Annotated in this window: 12 protein-coding genes and 1 tRNA gene; 10 read left to right on the plus strand and 3 right to left on the minus strand. The window is 35.3% G+C overall.

The window, feature by feature from the left end; translation table 11 throughout:
• Nucleotides 1-39 precede the first annotated feature (39 nt).
• Complete coding sequence (locus ATO12_RS07100) at nucleotides 40-3,345, minus strand: glycosyltransferase family 117 protein (RefSeq protein ID WP_034240715.1); 3,306 nt, start codon at nucleotides 3,343-3,345, stop codon at nucleotides 40-42.
• A 206-nt stretch (nucleotides 3,346-3,551) separates the two neighbouring features.
• On the opposite strand from ATO12_RS07100, the gene ATO12_RS07105 reads away from it, so the two are divergent.
• A tRNA-Gln gene (locus ATO12_RS07105) sits at nucleotides 3,552-3,624 on the plus strand.
• A gap of 54 nt (nucleotides 3,625-3,678) precedes the next feature.
• On the opposite strand, the gene ATO12_RS07110 is transcribed toward ATO12_RS07105, so the two are convergent.
• Nucleotides 3,679-4,512: a universal stress protein gene (locus ATO12_RS07110; RefSeq protein WP_316932918.1), complete on the minus strand. Its 834-nt coding sequence runs from the start codon at nucleotides 4,510-4,512 to the stop codon at nucleotides 3,679-3,681.
• Nucleotides 4,513-4,700: 188 nt separating this feature from the next.
• Between ATO12_RS07110 and rimP the strand changes: the two genes are divergently transcribed.
• Genes rimP through infB form a run of 3 tightly spaced genes read left to right on the plus strand, consistent with a single transcriptional unit; the run spans nucleotide 4,701 to nucleotide 9,303 of the window.
• Nucleotides 4,701-5,201, plus strand: a complete 501-nt coding sequence (gene rimP / locus ATO12_RS07115; RefSeq protein ID WP_240486103.1) for a ribosome assembly cofactor RimP — start codon at nucleotides 4,701-4,703, stop codon at nucleotides 5,199-5,201.
• A gap of 15 nt (nucleotides 5,202-5,216) precedes the next feature.
• Entirely contained in the window at nucleotides 5,217-6,449 is a 1,233-nt protein-coding gene (nusA, locus tag ATO12_RS07120; protein WP_034240718.1) for a transcription termination factor NusA, read from the plus strand.
• Between the two features lie 43 nt (nucleotides 6,450-6,492).
• Nucleotides 6,493-9,303 (plus strand): translation initiation factor IF-2, encoded by a 2,811-nt coding sequence (gene infB / locus ATO12_RS07125; protein WP_034240722.1) that lies wholly within the window; start codon nucleotides 6,493-6,495, stop codon nucleotides 9,301-9,303.
• A gap of 87 nt (nucleotides 9,304-9,390) precedes the next feature.
• Here the strand turns inward: infB and ATO12_RS07130 are convergent, their stop codons facing one another.
• On the minus strand, nucleotides 9,391-9,855 hold the full coding sequence (locus ATO12_RS07130; RefSeq protein ID WP_131248786.1) for an SPOR domain-containing protein: 465 nt from the start codon (nucleotides 9,853-9,855) through the stop codon (nucleotides 9,391-9,393).
• Between the two features lie 222 nt (nucleotides 9,856-10,077).
• On the opposite strand from ATO12_RS07130, the gene ATO12_RS07135 reads away from it, so the two are divergent.
• Genes ATO12_RS07135 through ATO12_RS07160 form a run of 6 tightly spaced genes read left to right on the plus strand, consistent with a single transcriptional unit; the run spans nucleotide 10,078 to nucleotide 18,944 of the window.
• Nucleotides 10,078-11,400 carry a c-type cytochrome gene (locus ATO12_RS07135; RefSeq protein ID WP_034240725.1) on the plus strand — a complete coding sequence of 441 codons (1,323 nt, stop codon included), beginning with the start codon at nucleotides 10,078-10,080 and terminating at the stop codon, nucleotides 11,398-11,400.
• 59 nt (nucleotides 11,401-11,459) lie between these two features.
• The gene (locus ATO12_RS07140) at nucleotides 11,460-14,594 is read left to right on the plus strand and encodes a TAT-variant-translocated molybdopterin oxidoreductase (protein ID WP_034240728.1); all 3,135 of its coding nucleotides are present in this window, start codon (nucleotides 11,460-11,462) and stop codon (nucleotides 14,592-14,594) included.
• 34 nt (nucleotides 14,595-14,628) lie between these two features.
• The gene (gene nrfD, locus ATO12_RS07145; protein WP_081801995.1) at nucleotides 14,629-16,365 is read left to right on the plus strand and encodes an NrfD/PsrC family molybdoenzyme membrane anchor subunit; all 1,737 of its coding nucleotides are present in this window, start codon (nucleotides 14,629-14,631) and stop codon (nucleotides 16,363-16,365) included.
• A 4-nt stretch (nucleotides 16,366-16,369) separates the two neighbouring features.
• The gene (locus ATO12_RS07150; protein WP_034240730.1) at nucleotides 16,370-16,909 is read left to right on the plus strand and encodes a DUF3341 domain-containing protein; all 540 of its coding nucleotides are present in this window, start codon (nucleotides 16,370-16,372) and stop codon (nucleotides 16,907-16,909) included.
• Nucleotides 16,910-16,914: 5 nt separating this feature from the next.
• Complete coding sequence (locus ATO12_RS07155) at nucleotides 16,915-17,571, plus strand: c-type cytochrome (RefSeq protein WP_034240734.1); 657 nt, start codon at nucleotides 16,915-16,917, stop codon at nucleotides 17,569-17,571.
• A gap of 41 nt (nucleotides 17,572-17,612) precedes the next feature.
• On the plus strand, nucleotides 17,613-18,944 hold the full coding sequence (locus tag ATO12_RS07160) for a hypothetical protein (protein ID WP_034240737.1): 1,332 nt from the start codon (nucleotides 17,613-17,615) through the stop codon (nucleotides 18,942-18,944).
• The last annotated feature ends 7 nt before the right edge of the window (nucleotides 18,945-18,951 follow it).

The raw sequence follows: 18,951 nt of genomic DNA on the forward strand, positions 1-18,951 counted from the left end.
ACTAAAAAAGTGAGTCTTATAAAGACTCACTTTTAATAATTAGTTTGCTATACTGTCTAAAGAGTCTAACGATTTTTCTTGGTTTTGAAACTCTTTAATAAGATCTTCTTCTTGTTGTTTACGTATGGCTTCATCGTCATCATATTCTTCATCTTCAGAATAGAGTCTAGTAAACAATCTCAGGTATTTGTTAAACTCATCTGCCTTTTCTTCTATCATTTCCCGATCCTGATTGATTAGTAATAAATCAACTACACTACGATAGCGTTCTACATTAGTTACAATCTCTTCAGCATAACGATATTGATCTTTAAGTTCTAAACTACCAAAATAGGTGAGTTGCTCCTGGTATTTTTTTGCCAGTTTTATCCATAAGTCTCGGGCTTTTTGTTTTTCTCCTATTTCGTAATATCCAGAGATATAAGGCTCTACCAGAGTGTAATATTCATAGTATTCAATTGGCATTTTGTCCATTGCCAGATCCAAAATTTCTTTGGCTTTATCTTTTTTATCTTCCTGGATTAAAGCTTCTACAAGTCTTGCCAGATTGCTACGATAAGTAATTGCATTTTTTCTGGTTTCTGGATCATGATATATATTCGGATCATTACTATTACCCCAATCCCAGCTAGTTACATTTTTATACATAAGATCGGTGTCGATTCTTCCCATTTCAAAAGGATTTCGAGGGTTTACCTTAGTACGAATAGGGACTAATTTAAAAGTAACTCCATCTAATTGTAAATAATCTTTCATCCATAAGAAATCATCATCACCATAGCTTCCGCCAGTAAAATAAATAGGTCTTTCCCAATTGTTATTAGCTATGATATCCAGCATCAAAAGACGATTTTTAAACAATAAATCTCCGTTAAGATGGATATCTATATAGGGTACAATAAGATCAGCGTCTTTTTGAGCTACAATACCATTTCTAAGCACCGCTTCTTTGTCTACAGGGATTCGTATGTGTTTAGTAGGAAATGTATTTACTTTTTTACCACTTTGCAAATCTCCTTTAGTTCGAGGATCATCTGTTTCTATCCATCTCATCCAGTTTTTGATCAGCATGGTATCAGAAGTTACAGGTTTGTGATAAATAGCATCGTTATTTCCGAATCGATAGAACTCATGAGTTAATTGAGAAGGGATAGGTTTGCCTTCATATGCAGCTTTTTTCATTTGGTCTATATACCAATCTGTTGCAAAAAGACTTGTGTTTACGGTTCTAACATCTGTACGGTAACCTTCAATTTCTTGCGCATACCATAATGCAAATGTGTCATTATCACCTATCGTAAATAGTATGGCATCTTTTTGACAAGATTGCAAGTACATTTTTGCCATAGACTGTGCGGTATATCGATTTGAACGATCGTGATCATCCCAATTTTGAGCTGCTAATAGTACTGGTACGGCTAATAGGCAAACCACGGTAACTATAGGAGCAAGTATTTTGGGTTGTAAGTATTTTTTAAGTAAATCAAACAAAGCATATACACCAAATCCAATCCAGATGGCAAATACATAAAATGACCCTACCAGTGCATAATCCCGCTCTCTTGGCTCAAAAGGTCTTTCATTAAGGTAAATTTTTAGTGCTAGGCCTGTAAATAAGAAAAAAATGAGCAAAGCCCAGAATTTTTTCTTGTCTCTTTGTAACATAAATACAAAACCAATTAATCCTAGTAGTAATGGTAAGAAATAGTAGGTGTTGCGAGCCTTGTTTTTAAGAGCGTCACTAGGTAAATTATCTTGAGACCCTAAGCGAATTTCATCAATAAACTTAATACCACTAAGCCAATTTCCTTCTAGATCAGTAAGTTTACCTTGGTTATCGTCTTGTCGTCCAACAAAATTCCACATAAAATAACGCCAGTACATATAGCCCATTTGGTAATCAAATAAATATACCACGTTATCCCAAAAGGAAGGTTTTTCTACATTGATATAATTACCAAACGATTGTAGAAATTTATTATAATCATCATTGTCTAATTTTCCTGTAGCATATTCCCTTCTAAATTGAGTAACGGCATTAAGCAATTCTTCTTCACCTTGATACTCGGGTTTGATTGTAAATTTAATAGGTCCTGTATACTCCATATAATTAGCAATATGCTCTGTGCTCCACATTCTTGGTAAAATAGCTTTATGTGCATCATCAAGATTCTGTTTTGCATTTTTCCAATCGTTAACTATAATATATTTTCCGGTTTTTAGATCTTTTTCATATTTCGGTTTGCCATCTTCGTATGGATTGTTCTCATCAAGGCCGGCATAGATTTCTGTAAATTGAGGTCCGTAAAAAAGATGAGTTTCTGGATATTGTTCTAAGTTATAATATGCCAGAAGCTCCCTTGCATTATTAGGATTATTTTCATTAATCACAGTTCCTGCATTTGCTCGTATAGGAAGCATAACCCAACTAGAAAACCCTATTAGGATAAACATAACACATAATAACAATGTGTTTAATTGTGTGTAATTTTTTTTACGAGTGTATTTTATACCAAAATAGAAAGCTGCAGCAATTATTAATCCAGCAATAATGGTTCCTGAGTTAAAAGGCATACCTATAGAATTAACAAAAAAGACTTCAGCTGCACCAAAGAATTTAAGTGTAGAAGGTAATAGGAGTTTAAAAATAAACAACAATATAGCTACAACAACGATATTGGCAACAATGAAATTTTTAATAGTAATTTCTTTGTAATTTTTGAAATAATATAATAGCCCAATTGCAGGGATAGAAAGTAATCCCATAAAGTGAACACCGAAAGATAATCCTACAATAAAAGAAATTAATAGCAACCATCTGTTACCTCTAGGGGTATGCATGTCACGTTCCCATAATAATCCAAGATAGAAAAGAACAGATAAAATGCAGGTGGCCATTGCGTATACTTCGGCTTCTACGGCATTAAACCAAAAGCTATCTGTAAAGGAAAAGGCTAAAGCCCCTACCATGCCACTACCTAAAATAGCCATTGCTTTACCTTGTGTTAATTCTTCATCTTTTACAATTACTTTTTTTACAAGAATGGTGATCGACCAAAACATGAAAAGAATCGTAAATGCGCTAGCAAATGCAGAAGTCATGTTTACCATTAATGCAATTTGTGTGGGATCTGATGCAAAAGCGGAAGCAAAAGCTCCAATCATTTGGAAAAGAGGTGCTCCTGGTGGATGGCCAACTTGTAATTTCGAAGAGGTGGCAATGTACTCTCCTGCATCCCAAAAACTAGCAGTGGGTTCTACCGTCATTGCGTAAACGCATAAAGCGATGGTAAAAACAATCCATCCTAATATTTTATTCCACTTGGTAAAGTTGAATGTGCTCATAAGATTTATTCAGTTATATAACGTGTGGCGAATTTAATAATAAAAATACTTTAACCTTAGTTTTTTTAGGAAACGCTTAACAGAAGTTTATATTTTAGACTTATAACCAAGGTTTTGTAAATAGATTATTGATTTAGTAGAATAAATTTTAAAAAATGTTTGCAGAGCCAAAAGAAAATTTTAAATTTGCACCCGCAAACACGTATTGGCCTATGGTGTAACTGGCAACACGTCTGGTTTTGGTCCAGAAGAGTCTAGGTTCGAGCCCTAGTAGGCCAACAAAAAAAGGAGCAAATTTATTTGCTCCTTTTTTGTTTTAGCAGTATGAAGATGTTAAATTTTAAAAGTGAGCACTGGTCTTTTTGCATGATTTACAACGTCTTCTCCTAAACTTCCATTAATAAAGTGTGATATTCCTTTTCTGCCGTGAGTGCTAATACCGATCATACCTGCATTGATAGAGTCAGCAAAATTAAGAATTCCTTTTTCTACGGTATTATCGTTGTAGATGTTTAGACTATAGCCCTCTATGGCTAGATTAGAGATCATATTATTCATTTTTTCTTCAGTTTCATAAGTAGTTTTAAATCCATTAGCTGTATTTATCCATACTAAATGAAGTTTTGCTTGAATTGATTTAGAAAAATCGTGTGCTGCTAAAAGACATGGCTTATCTTCATCATCAAAATTTGTAGCATATACAAAGTCATTAATTTCAAAAATATCACAATCTTCTTTGATAACTAATACTGGTTTTTTTGATGTTCGAACCACTTTTTCAGCATTAGAGCCTATAAATAATTCTTCAAAACCAGTAGAGCCATGAGATCCCATAATAATAATGTCTACATTATTTTTGGTGCTCGAATCAATAATTCCATGCAGTACATCTTCAAAATTTACAGTCTCAATGACGTCAATGTCTTTTAAATAGTCCTGATTTAGTACTTCTTCAAATTTTTTGTGGGTTTGTTTCATAAAAAAAACAGCCTCTGGTGCAGGTCCTGGTGCCCCAGAAGACATTAAATCTGTAAGATGCATCGGGAGTTCTAAAATATGTAACAGATAGATTTTGGCATTATTTTTTTTTGCTATTTGAGCGGCTACTTTTAGTGCACTTTCGGCTTGTTTAGAAAAATCTGTCGGAACTAGTATACTTTTAATCATAATACTGCTTTTTTGAAATATGTTATTCGTTTATCATTTTGAATTTAGAACATATTGATGGTTATATGGATTAAGTAAGAAGCTGTTTGTATAGGGTATCTTAAATTTACGAATAAATTCATTCTTAGCGATATTTTGTATATAAGATATTATTACTATCTTTGCACCGTTGAAATTAAAAAACCAGGATGAGGGGACGAGAAGTCCCCTCTTTTTATCTATTTATGTCATTAAAAGACAAAGTTCAGAATTTATTAGAGGGGGCACTTCAAGAAAATCCGTCCTTATTTCTAATTGAAAGTAAAATCCATCCCGACAATAGTATTGAAATTATTATTGATGGAGATAATGGTGTGAAAGTAGAAGATTGTATCGCTGTGAGCAGGGCAATTGAGCACAATTTGGATAGAGAAGAAGAAGATTTTTCTCTTCAGGTGATGTCTTCTGGTGTTTCTGAAGGGTTGAAACATGTTCGGCAATATAAAAAGAATGTGGGTAGAAAACTTAAGGTGAAAACAACCGAAGAAACAATCGAAGGAGAACTGATCTCGGCAACCGAAGATACAGTTGTCTTAACGTGGAAAACACGAGAGCCTAAGCCAGTAGGTAAAGGTAAAGTAACCGTTACTAAAGAAGCTACTATAGCTTATGAAAATATTGTAGAAGCAAAAGTTATGATAACATTTTAATTATAATATATTGATATGGAAAATATCGCATTAATAGAATCATTTTCAGAATTCAAGGATGATAAATTTATAGATCGTGTTACGTTAATGTCGATCTTAGAAGATGTATTTAGGAATGCTCTAAAGAAGAAGTTTGGTAGTGATGACAATTTCGATATCATTATAAATCCTGATAAAGGAGATTTAGAAATTTGGAGAAATCGTATTGTAGTAGGAGATGGAGAAGTTGAAGATGGTAATCAAGAAATATCACTAACTGAAGCACAAAAAATAGAGCCTGATTTTGAAGTAGGAGAAGATGTATCAGAAGAAGTTAAGCTTATAGATTTAGGAAGACGTTCTATATTAGCATTACGCCAGAATTTGATTTCTAAAATTCATGAGCATGACAATACTAATATTTATAAACAGTTTAAAGAATTAGAAGGAGAGATTTATACTGCAGAGGTTCATCATATTCGCCATAGGGCGATTATAATGTTAGATGATGAGGGTAATGAAATTATATTGCCTAAGGATAGACAGATACCTTCTGATTTTTTCAGAAAAGGAGAAAATGTACGAGGAGTAATCGAATCTGTAGAGCTTAAAGGTAATAAGCCATCTATTATAATGTCTAGAACATCGCCTCTGTTTTTAGAGAAATTGTTCGAATCAGAAATACCAGAAGTGTTTGATGGATTAATTACAGTTAAAAAAGTAGTTAGAATTCCTGGAGAAAAAGCAAAAGTTGCTGTAGATTCGTATGATGATAGAATTGATCCTGTAGGAGCGTGTGTTGGTATGAAAGGTTCTCGTATACATGGTATCGTAAGAGAATTAGGTAATGAAAATATTGATGTTATTAATTATACAAATAATTTACAATTATTTATTACAAGAGCATTAAGTCCTGCAAAAGTAACTTCTATAAAGATTAATGAAGAGACTAGTCGAGCAGAGGTAATGCTAAGACCAGAAGAAGTTTCTAAAGCTATTGGTCGAGGAGGTCATAATATTAGATTGGCAGGGCAACTAACAGGTTATGAGATAGATGTGTTTAGAGAAGGGGTGGAAGAAGATGTCGAGTTAACAGAGTTTTCTGATGAAATCGACTCATGGATTATTGAAGAATTTTCTAAAATTGGTTTGGATACAGCAAAGAGTATTTTAGAACAAGATATTAGTGATTTAGTAAAGCGAACTGACCTTGAGGAAGAGACAGTAAGCGAAGTGATTAGAATATTAAAATCTGAATTTGAAGATTAATAATCACAATTAATTATATTTGAGCATTAAATAAAAGGCATTTATGGCTGAAGCAGGAACAATGAGACTAAATAAAGTATTACGCGAATTCAATATCTCGCTAGATCGGGCTGTTGACTTTTTGAACTCAAAAGGTCATGAGATAGATGCGCGTCCTACTACAAAAATTTCTTCGGAGATTTATCAGCTCTTGTTTGATGAATTTCAAACTGATAAGAGTAAAAAAGTAGCTTCAAAAGAAGTCGGGGAAGAAAAGAAGAAAGAGAAAGAAGCATTGCGAGTGCAGATCGAAAATGAACAGGAAGAAAAGCGTAAACGTGCAGAAGCTCGAGAAGTCGTAAAAGCTAAAGCTCAATTAAGTGGACCTAAACAAGTAGGTAAAATTGAACTGGAAGGAGAAAAACAAGAAGATAATACTGCAAAACCCGAGGAAAAAGCAGTTGAAGCTTCTAAGGTAGAAAAGGTAAAAGAAAAGGAAGAGGTAAAAAGTAAAGCTCCAGAAATAGTTTCAAATCGACCTCAGAAAAAAGGAATTAAAATAACGCGACAAGCACCAAAAGAAATAAAAGAGGAGAAGCCTATAGAGCCTGTTGTAAGCAAAGACAAGCCTGAAGCTCAAAAGCCAGAAGTGGAGTCTGAGGTTTCTGTAGAGCCAGAAAAGGTTAAAACTCAATATAAGAAATTAGATGGCCCTAATTTTACCGGTCAGAAAATTGATTTAACTCAATTTAAAAAACCAGCCAAAAAGAAAGAAGATAAGTCTGATAAGAAATCTTCGAATGCAGGAGATGCAGCAAAAAAACGCCGACGAAGAATTAGTAAAGAAGGAGGTGGCGCTCAAGGATCTGGCGGAGGTAGACCTGGAGGTCAGTCTGGTGGTGGTAACCGAGGTGGAAATAGAGGAAGAGGACCAGCAAAAGGGAAACGACCTGCCATTGTAAAAGAAGAGCCAAGCGAAGAAGAAGTGCAAAAACAAGTACGAGAGACTCTTGAAAAATTACAAGGAAAATCTAATAAGTCAAAAGCGGCTAAGTATCGTAGGGATAAGCGAGATCAGCACCGTCAGAAAGCAGAAGACGATGTAGCACAACAGGAACAGGAAAGCAAAGTGCTTAAAGTAACAGAATTTGTTACAGCTTCTGAAGTTGCTACGATGATGAATGTGCCCACCACCGATATTATTTCGGCTTGTATGTCATTAGGAATAATGGTGACAATGAATCAGCGTTTAGATGCAGAGACTCTTTCTATTGTTGCAGATGAATTTGGTTATGAAGTTAATTTTGTAACTGCAGATATCGAGGAGTCTATAGAAGAAATTGTAGATGCTCCCGAGGATTTAGAAGAAAGAGCGCCAATTGTAACTGTGATGGGACATGTTGATCATGGTAAAACATCTCTGCTTGATTATATTCGAGAAGAAAATGTAATAGCAGGTGAGAGTGGTGGGATTACCCAGCATATCGGGGCCTATGGAGTGCAGTTAGAAAACGGGCAAAAAATAGCATTTTTAGATACACCTGGTCACGAAGCATTTACCGCAATGCGAGCACGTGGTGCGCAGGTAACAGATTTGGCGATTATTGTAATTGCGGCAGATGATGATGTGATGCCACAAACCAAGGAAGCGATTAGTCATGCTCAGGCAGCAGGGGTTCCTATTGTGTTTGCTATTAATAAGGTAGATAGGCCAGAAGCAAATCCTGAAAAGATAAAAGAAAAACTGGCTTCGATGAATTTATTAGTAGAAGATTGGGGAGGAAAAATCCAATCCCATGATATTTCTGCTAAAACTGGATTAGGAGTTAAAGAATTACTTGAAAAAGTACTTCTTGAGGCCGAGATACTAGAACTTAAAGCAAATCCAAATCGATTAGCGTCGGGTACAGTTGTTGAAGCATTTTTAGATAAAGGACGAGGTTATGTGTCTACTATTTTGGTACAAACGGGTACACTTAAAATAGGAGATTATGTTCTTGCAGGTAAAAATAGTGGAAAGATTAAGGCGATGCAGGATGAGCGAGGAAATAGTGTAAAGGAAGCAGGGCCTTCTACTCCAGTTTCAATCCTTGGATTAGATGGGGCTCCGCAAGCGGGAGATAAGTTTAGTGTGTTAGAAGATGAGCGAGAGGCTAAAGATATTGCTTCAAAACGAGCGCAATTACATAGAGAGCAATCTGTACGTACACAACGACATATTACTCTAGATGAGATCGGACGTCGAATTGCATTAGGAGACTTTAAAGAGCTTAATATTATTCTTAAAGGAGATGTTGATGGTTCTGTAGAAGCATTAACAGATTCGTTCCAGAAATTATCTACAGAAGAAATTCATGTAAATATCATTCATAAAGCAGTAGGAGCAATTACAGAAAGTGATGTGTTGCTCGCCTCTGCATCTGATGCTATTATTATCGGATTTAATGTTAGGCCAGCTGGTAATGCCAGACAGGTTGCAGATAAAGAAGAAATTGATATCAGAACATATTCGATTATTTATGATGCCATTAATGATCTTAAAGATGCAATGGAAGGAATGCTTTCTCCGGTAATGAAAGAAGAGGTTACAGGAACTGCAGAGATTAGAGAGACATTTAAGATTTCTAAAGTTGGTACAATTGCAGGATGTATGGTTCTTACAGGTAAACTTTTCCGAAATTCTGGTGTGCGCTTGATTCGAGAAGGTGTTGTAGTGTATACTGGTGAGTTTGCTTCTTTAAAAAGATTTAAAGATGATGTAAAAGAAGTAGCAAAAGGATATGACTGTGGTCTGCAAATTAAGAACTATAATGATATTAAAGAAGGTGATATAGTAGAGGCTTATCAGGAAGTAGCTGTAAAGAAGAAACTATAATATCTAAAATAATATAGTAAATAATATAGTAAATAATAAACCCGATGTGAAAACATCGGGTTTATTATTTATAAATAAGAAAGATTTTTATTTTTTTTCTGGCCTAAATATAAATGCATTAGGAAATTTGGTATGCACTTCTTTTAATGCTCTGTCAGCTTCAAGTCTTGTGCGATAGTTTCCCATCCATACTTTATAATTAGGTGTTTCCCATTGGATCGATGAACTCCATTTAGGGAAAGCTTCTTTTGAAGCTCTGATTATTTCATTTGCCTTGTTTAAACTACCATAATATAACTGAATCTTATAACGATCACTAAATTCTCCATCTTTTTCCATCTTAGATTTTATGTCAAGAAGCATTTTTATTCTCGGATCTTGATTGATAGTTACAGATGCTTCTGGTTGTGGTAATATGTTTACGGGTACAAAATCGGGCTGATTTGGAGTATCAGGAGTAATATTTGTGCCATCTTGAGCGGTTAAAGTGCTGGTAGTTATAAGGTAAAAACCAAACAGAAAAATATGGTTTGTGGTGTTTAACATTCTCATTACAAATTGATTTGATGCAAAGGTAAAGTTTAATAACTCAAAATCCGTAAAAATTATTATTTAGAATTGTTATAAATTAATGGTTAACGGTTCTCTAACATTTCTAAAATCGACTAATTATAGTACTTTTGTCGTCGAATTAAAAGTGCCGGTTTTATATCTTTTTTAAGATATTAATGAAAAAACCATACCAAAATTAAGACGATAATTCTACTTGATAATATGAAACAGGTGAAACACCGAAATTCAGCCTCTAAAATCCTAATCCTAGGAACTGTTTTTTTATTTACTTTTTTTAACCCTGTCTTTGGGCAGGATGAAGCGGCTGTTGATAACGCTGCTGTAACTGAAGCTTCGTCTGGAGGAGATGTAGCTAAGGGAGAAGAGTTGTTTAAATCACTTTGTGCGGCTTGTCATAAGCGTTATAAAAAGGCAGTTGGTCCTGCTCTTTTTGGAGTTGCTGATAAGTATGACAGAGCATGGTTATATTCATGGATAAAGAATAGTGCAGCTATGGTCGCTTCTGGTGATCCACAAGCTGTTGCTGTTTTTGAAGAGTATAACAAAACTGCAATGAATGCTTTTCCGCAGTTAACAAATGGTGATATTGATAATATTTTGGCTTATGTAATGGAGCCTAAGGCTGATCCGCCTGCACCTGTTCCGGGAAGTGATACTACTTCTGGAGGTGGTGAGAACTCAGGAGTTTCTGCTAATGTGATTTTAGCAATATTAGCATTAGTGTTTTTAATGCTGGTTGTAGTTTTATTCCTTGTTAATAAGACGCTAAGAAGTTTTGCAGAAGCTAATAATGTAGAGTTACCTCAGACAGAAGAAAGAACTCCAATCTGGAAAGCATTTATTCAAAACCAATTTTTGGTTATGGTTACTGCTATTTTCTTATTACTGGCAAGTGGTTATTTTGTATATGGATACTTTATGCAGGTAGGAGTTGATCAAGGATATCAACCTGTTCAGCCAATACACTACTCTCATAAAATTCATGCTGGTGATAATAAGATAGAATGTAAATATTGTCACTCTTCTGCAAGAGTTAGTAAAACATCAGGAATTCCTTCTCTTAATGTTTGTATGAACTGTCATAAGTCTATTAGTGAAGTGGCTGATGCTACTGCAACAGAAGAATACTCTAAAGAATTCTATGATGGTGAGATTCAAAAATTATACAAAGCAGTAGGTTGGGATACTAATACGCAATCATATACTGGGGATGCTCAGCCTGTAAAATGGGTTCGTATTCATAACCTTCCTGATTTTGCATACTTTAATCACTCTCAGCACGTAAGTGTTGCTGGAGTAGAGTGCCAGACATGTCATGGTCCGGTAGAAGAAATGGAAATTATGTATCAGCATGCTCCGCTTACTATGGGATGGTGTGTTAATTGTCATAGAGAGACCAATGTAAAAGTTGCTGATAATAAGTATTATGAGAAAATTCATAAAGAACTTTCTAAAAAATATGGGGTTGATCAATTAACAGCTGCTCAAATGGGTGGTCTGGAATGTGGTAAATGTCATTATTAATAATAAAACAATTGTTTTTCGTAAACGGAAGAATAGTAAGAAGCTAATATCAATTATATATGTCATCAAACAAGAAATACTGGAAAAGTGTTGAAGAGCTAAACGAAAACAGCTCTATTGTTGAGACGCTACAACAAAACGAATTCGTTAAGGAGATTCCTACGGACAAGTTTTTAGGTGATAAGTCATCGTTAGAGAATTCATCGACCTCTCGTCGTGATTTTCTTAAATATGTAGGTTTTAGTACAGCAGCTGCTTCATTAGCAGCATGTGAAGGCCCTGTAAAAAAATCAATACCATATGTAGTTCAACCAGACAGAATAGTGCCTGGTGTTGCTAACTACTATGCAACTACAATTGCAGATGGGTATGACTTCGCAAGTGTTTTAATTAAAACCAGAGAAGGTCGACCTATAAAGGTAGAAAATAACAACCTGGCTAAATCTAATTGCGATGCTAATGCGAGAGTACATGCTTCAGTATTATCATTGTACGATAGTTCTCGTCTTCAGGGACCTAGAAAAGGTAATGAAAATGTTGATTGGGATCTTTTAGATAAAGAAGTAAGCGCAAAGTTAAATAGCCTTGGAGGTAAACAAATTGTTTTGTTAACTCAAACATTTGCTAGCCCGTCTACATCAAAGTTGATTTCAGAATTCAAAGCAAAATATCAAAACGTTAAACACGTAGTATATGATGCTATTTCTACTAGTGAGGCTCTAGACGCATATCAAATGATGTATGGGGAAAGAGCACTTGCAGATTATGATTTTTCTAAAGCAAATACGGTTGTAAGTATTGCAGCAGACTTTTTAGGAGATTGGCAAGGAGGAGGATATGATGGCGCATATGCAAAAGGGCGTATTCCTAAAAATGGAAAAATGTCTAAGCATATTCAGTTTGAGGCAAATATGTCTTTAACGGGAGCTAATGCAGATAAAAGAATACAAGCTACTCCATCAGAACAGAAACAAGTACTTGCTGCTCTATATAAATATGTAACGGGATCTGGTTCTAAAGGAGCTTTGGATTCGAAGCTTGATGCAGAAGTAGTTAAAGCTGCAAAAGAGATTCAGAAAGCAGGAAGCAATGCTTTGGTAGTTACAGGAATTCAGGATGTTGATGCACAATTGGTAGTTTTAGAAATTAATAAAGCTATCCAAAGTAAAGCCTTTAATAAAAACACCCCGCGTACAATACGTCAGGGAGATGCCAAGGCAGTTGCTCAATTGGTGAAGGATATGAATGCAGGACGTGTAGGAGGTTTGTTAATTGCTGGTGTTAATCCAGTATATTCATTACCAAATGCAAATGAGTTTAAAAGCGGTCTTGAAAAAGTAGATATATCTGTAGCATTTAGTATGCATAACGATGCTACGGCTGAGTTGTGTAATTATGTTGCAACAACGCCTCATTATTTAGAATCTTGGGGAGATATCGAACTAAAAAGAGGAAGCTATAGTTTAATGCAGCCTACGATCAGACCTTTGTTTGATACAAGACAATTTCAAGAAACATTATTAAAATGGACTGGTAATTCATCTACCTACCATGATTATATAAAAAGCGCATGGACGGGGATTCTTGGAGGTACTTCCTGGAATCAAGCTCTTCATGATGGGGTATTGGTAAAACCAATACTTCCTAAACAAGAACTAGTAGATGCACTTGAAACACCAGAAGGAGATGTAGCAGATATAGAAGCAGCTCCAGTACCAACTTCAGCAGGACCAGATGTTGGTGCTGCATCAAGAAGACTTTCTGTTGCAAAATCTAATGGAATAGAACTTACGTTATATGCAAAAATAGCATTAGGAGATGGTCAACAGGCTAATAACCCTTGGTTACAAGAAATGCCTGATCCTATTACTAGAGCATCTTGGGATAACTACTTAACAGTTTCTCGAGCAGATGCTGCTGAGTTAGGATTAACCAACGAAAATGTTGCAAATGGAGCTCTAAACGGGAGTTATGCGAATATTTCAGTTCAAGGAGGTGAGCCAATAAAAGTTCCGGTAATTATTCAACCGGGACAGGCTAAAGGTTCTGTTGGATTAGCTTTAGGATATGGTAAATCAAAAGGGATTAAAGAAGATATGATAGTAGGTATAAATGCCTATCCTTTATATCAAAATCTTAATGCCGTACAAAATGTTTCAATTACCGCTGCAGAAGGAGTACATGAGTTTGCTTGTGTACAATTGCATAATACATTAATGGGGCGTGGTGATATTGTAAAAGAAACTACGCTTGAAATATTTAATACAAAAGATAAGCACGAATGGAATGCAATTCCTGAAGTGAGTAAAAATCATATAGAATACGAAGTTACTTCTCCAGAGGTTGATCTTTGGGATGAATTTGATCGTTCTGTAGGACATCATTTTAATCTTTCTATTGATTTAAATGCTTGTACAGGATGTGGTGCTTGTGTTATCGCTTGTCATGCAGAGAATAATGTACCTGTAGTAGGTAAATCAGAAGTACGTAGGTCTAGAGATATGCATTGGTTACGTATTGATAGATATTATTCTTCACAAGATAGTTTTGAAGGTGATAATGACAAGAAAGATAATATTGCTGGTTTAGGAAGCTCTTTATCTGAGTTTGGCGAGATGGAAAATCCATCAGATAATCCTCAGGTAGTATTTCAGCCTGTAATGTGCCAGCACTGTAACCACGCTCCATGTGAGACTGTGTGTCCTGTTGCAGCTACATCACATGGTAGACAAGGGCAAAACCATATGGCATATAACCGTTGTGTAGGTACACGATACTGTGCTAATAACTGCCCATATAAAGTACGTAGATTTAACTGGTTCTTATATAACAATAATGACGAGTTTGATTACCATATGAATAATGATTTAGGTAGAATGGTACTTAATCCTGATGTTACTGTACGTTCTAGAGGGGTTATGGAAAAATGTTCTTTCTGTATTCAGTCAACACAAGCTATTATACTAAAAGCTAAACGAGAAGGAAGATTAGTGGCTGCAGGCGAATTTAATGATGCATGTGCTTGCTCTGCTGCTTGTTCATCGGGAGCAATGCGTTTTGGAGATGTTAATGAAGAAGGAAGCATAATTTCAGAATTAATAAAAGATGACAGAGCTTATCATTTATTAGAACATGTAGGAACAAAACCTAATGTTGTGTATCAAACAAAAGTAAGAAACACTACAGAAGCTTAATTAACTAATTAAAGAATCAATTCAATTATAAAGGATTATGTCTCATTACGAAGCACCTATAAGAAAACCTTTAGTAACCGGTGATAAAACATACCATGATGTAACTTTGGATGTTGTGGCAGCGGTAGAAGGAAAAGCAAATAAATCTTGGTGGATTGTTTTTTCTATTTCACTTATTGCTTTCCTTTGGGGGATAGGGTGTATTATTTACACAATATCTACAGGAATAGGAACCTGGGGATTAAACAAAACAGTAGGATGGGCCTGGGATATTACCAACTTTGTTTGGTGGGTAGGTATAGGTCACGCCGGAACCTTAATTTCTGCAGTACTATTGTTATTCCGTCAGAAATGGAGAATGGCAATTAACCGTTCTGCAGAAGCGATGACAATTTTTGCCGTTATCCAGGCAGGATTATTCCCAATCATTCACATGGGACGTCCTTGGTTAGCATATTGGGTATTGCCAATACCAAACCAGTTTGGATCACTATGGGTAAACTTTAACTCTCCATTACTTTGGGATGTATTTGCGATCTCTACATATCTTTCTGTATCACTGGTATTCTGGTGGACTGGATTACTACCAGATTTTGCAATGATTAGAGACCGTGCTATAACACCATTTACAAAAAAAATATACAGCCTTCTATCTTTTGGGTGGAGTGGTAGAGCAAAAGACTGGCAACGTTTTGAAGAAGTATCTTTGGTACTCGCAGGTCTAGCTACACCATTAGTACTTTCTGTACATACTATAGTATCATTTGATTTTGCTACTTCGGTGATCCCGGGATGGCATACCACGATATTTCCACCATATTTTGTGGCTGGAGCGGTATTCTCTGGATTTGCTATGGTAAATACGCTTCTTATTATCATGAGAAAAGTATCAAACTTAGAAAACTACATCACCATTTTACATATAGAATTGATGAATATTGTCATCATGATTACTGGTTCTATTGTTGGTGTTGCCTATATAACAGAGCTGTTTGTTGCTTGGTATTCTGGAGTTGAATACGAACAATATGCATTCCTTAACAGAGCAACAGGACCGTATTGGTGGGCATATTGGGCGATGATGACATGTAACGTATTCTCACCTCAGTTTATGTGGTTCCCAAAACTAAGAAGAAGTATAATGTTCTCTTTCTTTATCTCTATTGTAGTAAACATAGGAATGTGGTTTGAACGTTTTGTGATTATTGTAACATCACTTCACAGAGATTATCTGCCATCATCATGGACAATGTTTTCTCCTACCTTTGTAGATATAGGAATATTTATAGGAACAATTGGATTCTTCTTTGTCTTATTCTTATTATACTCTCGTACCTTCCCTGTAATAGCACAGGCGGAAGTAAAATCAATTTTGAAATCTTCTGGAGAAAAATATAAGAAGCTAAGAGAAGCCGGAAAAGATCACAGAGATGAGTTACCTAAAGGTAAAGCAGAAGTGGTAAAAGAAAAAGCCGCAAAGAAAAATACTGAAACCAAAGTAGAAGCAAGTGAAGAAGATATCAATAGTCTATTGGGTAACCTGGGGACATTTGATCCGTCAACACAAACTGCTGATGATCTTAAAAAAGTTAATGGTATCGGACCAGTAATGGAAAAGAAACTTAATGAGATCGGAATATTTACTTTTGATCAGGTAAGTAAAATGACTGAAACTGAGTACGACTTATTAGACAATATCACTGGATCATTCCCTGGTAGAGCACAACGCGATGATTGGGCCGGTCAGGCAGAAAAACTTAAAAATAACTAGAAGTATGGCATCAAAAGTTATACATGCATTATATATAGACGACGACATTCTAATGGATGCAGTCAAGAAAGTTCGTGCAGAGCATTATCATATCGAAGAGGTATATACACCTTTTCCAGTTCATGGACTAGATAAAGCAATGGGGTTACCTCATACACGATTAGCAATTACATCCTTTATGTATGGCTGTGTCGGGCTTACGGTGGCAATTTTGATGATGAATTATATCATGATCGAAGATTGGCCTCAAGACATAGGAGGTAAACCTAGTTTTAGCTATATCGAAAACATGCCATCCTTTGTTCCGATTATGTTTGAACTTACCGTGTTCTTTGCAGCCCATTTAATGGTGATCACTTTTTATATGAGAAGTAAGTTATGGCCATTTAAAAAGGCCGAAAATCCTGATGTAAGAACTACAGATGACCATTTCTTAATGGAAGTTGATGCAGGAAATCATGATGTTGATCAACTTGCTAACTTTTTGGGCGATACCGGAGCAGTAGAAATTAAAGTAATAGATAAGGAAGAAGATAACCATTAGTAATAATGAAGAATACTATTAAAATATTAACAGCGGCAGTAGTGATGATTTGCGTTGTTTCTTGTCAAAAAGATTCAAAACCTAATTATCAATTTATGCCTAATATGTATGAACCGTTAAGTTATGAAACTTATGGTGACTATGGTATTTTTCCTGGTGGACAGGAAGCCATGTTACCAGCTGAAGGTTCAATACCAAGAGGATGGATGCCATATGATTTTGAGAATTCACAACAAGGTTACTTACTTGCTAAGGATACTTTAAAAAACCCAATCCGATATACAAAAGAAAATGAAGATGCGGGAAAAGAGTTATATGATATCTATTGTGCAATTTGCCATGGTGCAAAAGGAGATGGAAAAGGACCTTTGGTACAAAGAGAAAAGATTTTAGGGGTTCCAAGTTATGATGATATTGGTAGAGCGATTACAGAGGGAAGTATTTATCATGTAATGTATTATGGAATCAACTCTATGGGGTCGTATGCATCTCAAACTAATGAACATGAACGTTGGCAGATTGTTCAATATGTACAAAAATTAAAAGCAGACCTCGAAGGGAAGACCCCTCGAATAGATACAGATGTTACTCCTACTGTTGTAGAAACAAAAGTAAAAGAAGAGCATCATGAATCAACAGAAGATCATAGTAACGCACACTAGTGCACTAGTAAAAAAGTTAAGAATAACGATATTATAAAGATATGTATACGCTATCAAATAGATTAAGATTATTTTCTATCATCCTTATGGTTGTAGGTCTTGTAGGTCTTATTGTTGGATTTGGACAAAGACCTGGATCTATAGAAGAGGTAAAAGAAATGATGGCAGCGCACGACGCTCATGGAGGTGGTCATGGTGAATCACAAGTAGCAGAGAGTGGTCATGGTAATCAAGGACACGGAGAAGAAGATGCTCATGGAGGAGATGCACACTATGAACATGTATTACACCAATTACAAAATAAGCCTTGGGCTTCATTATATGTAGCAGCATTCTTCTTTTTTATGATAGCACTTGGAGTATTAGCATTTTATGCAATACAATTTGCATCACAAGCAGGATGGTCTCCAGTGCTTTTTAGAGTAATGGAAGCAATAACAGCATATTTGGTGCCAGGAGGAATCATCCTTTTTGTAATTTTAGCATTATCTGGATTCCATATTAATCATTTGTTTGTATGGGCAGACCCAGAAGTTGTAGCTCATGATGCATTAATTCAAGGAAAATCTGGCTGGTTAAATAGCTGGGGATTCATTATCAGAGCAGCTATATTTTTAGGAGGATGGTTACTATATCGTCATTTTGCTGTTAAATATTCGAGAAAACAGGATGAAGATACAGAAGGGAATAAGTGGTATAAAAAGAGCTTTAAGATATCTGCAGGATTCTTAGTATTTTTTATCTATACAGAATCTATGGCATCTTGGGATTGGATTATGAGTTTTGATCCACACTGGTTCAGTACCTTATTTGGATGGTATGTATTTGCAAGTTTATTTGTTTCTGGTATTACAACAATCGCTTTAATAAGTATTTACTTGAAATCTAAAGGATATTTAGAATTTGTAAATAATAGTCATATTCATGATTTGGCTAAGTTTATGTTTGGTATCAGTATCTTCTGGACATATCTTTGGTTCTCTCAGTTTATGTTAATATGGTATTCTAATATACCAGAAGAGGTAACTTATTTTATTACTCGTATTGAGGATTATAAACTTCCATTTTTTGGAATGTTAGTAATGAATTTTATTTTCCCAATATTGGTATTAATGAATAGTGATTTTAAACGAGTAAACTGGTTTGTTGTAATGGCAGGTATTGTTATTCTTTGTGGTCACTATATCGATGTTTATAACATGGTAATGCCTGCGACAGTTGGCGAATCATGGTTTATAGGTATTAGTGAAATAAGTGCTGTGTCATTGTTCTTAGGACTATTTTTATTCGTAGTGTTTAGAGCATTAACAAAAGCCCCATTATTACCTAAAGGAAACCCTTATATAGAGGAAAGTAAACATTTCCATTATTAAAATTTGA

Source organism: Aquimarina atlantica (assembly GCF_000626715.1).
In the GTDB taxonomy this organism is placed as follows: Bacteria; Bacteroidota; Bacteroidia; order Flavobacteriales; family Flavobacteriaceae; genus Aquimarina; species Aquimarina atlantica.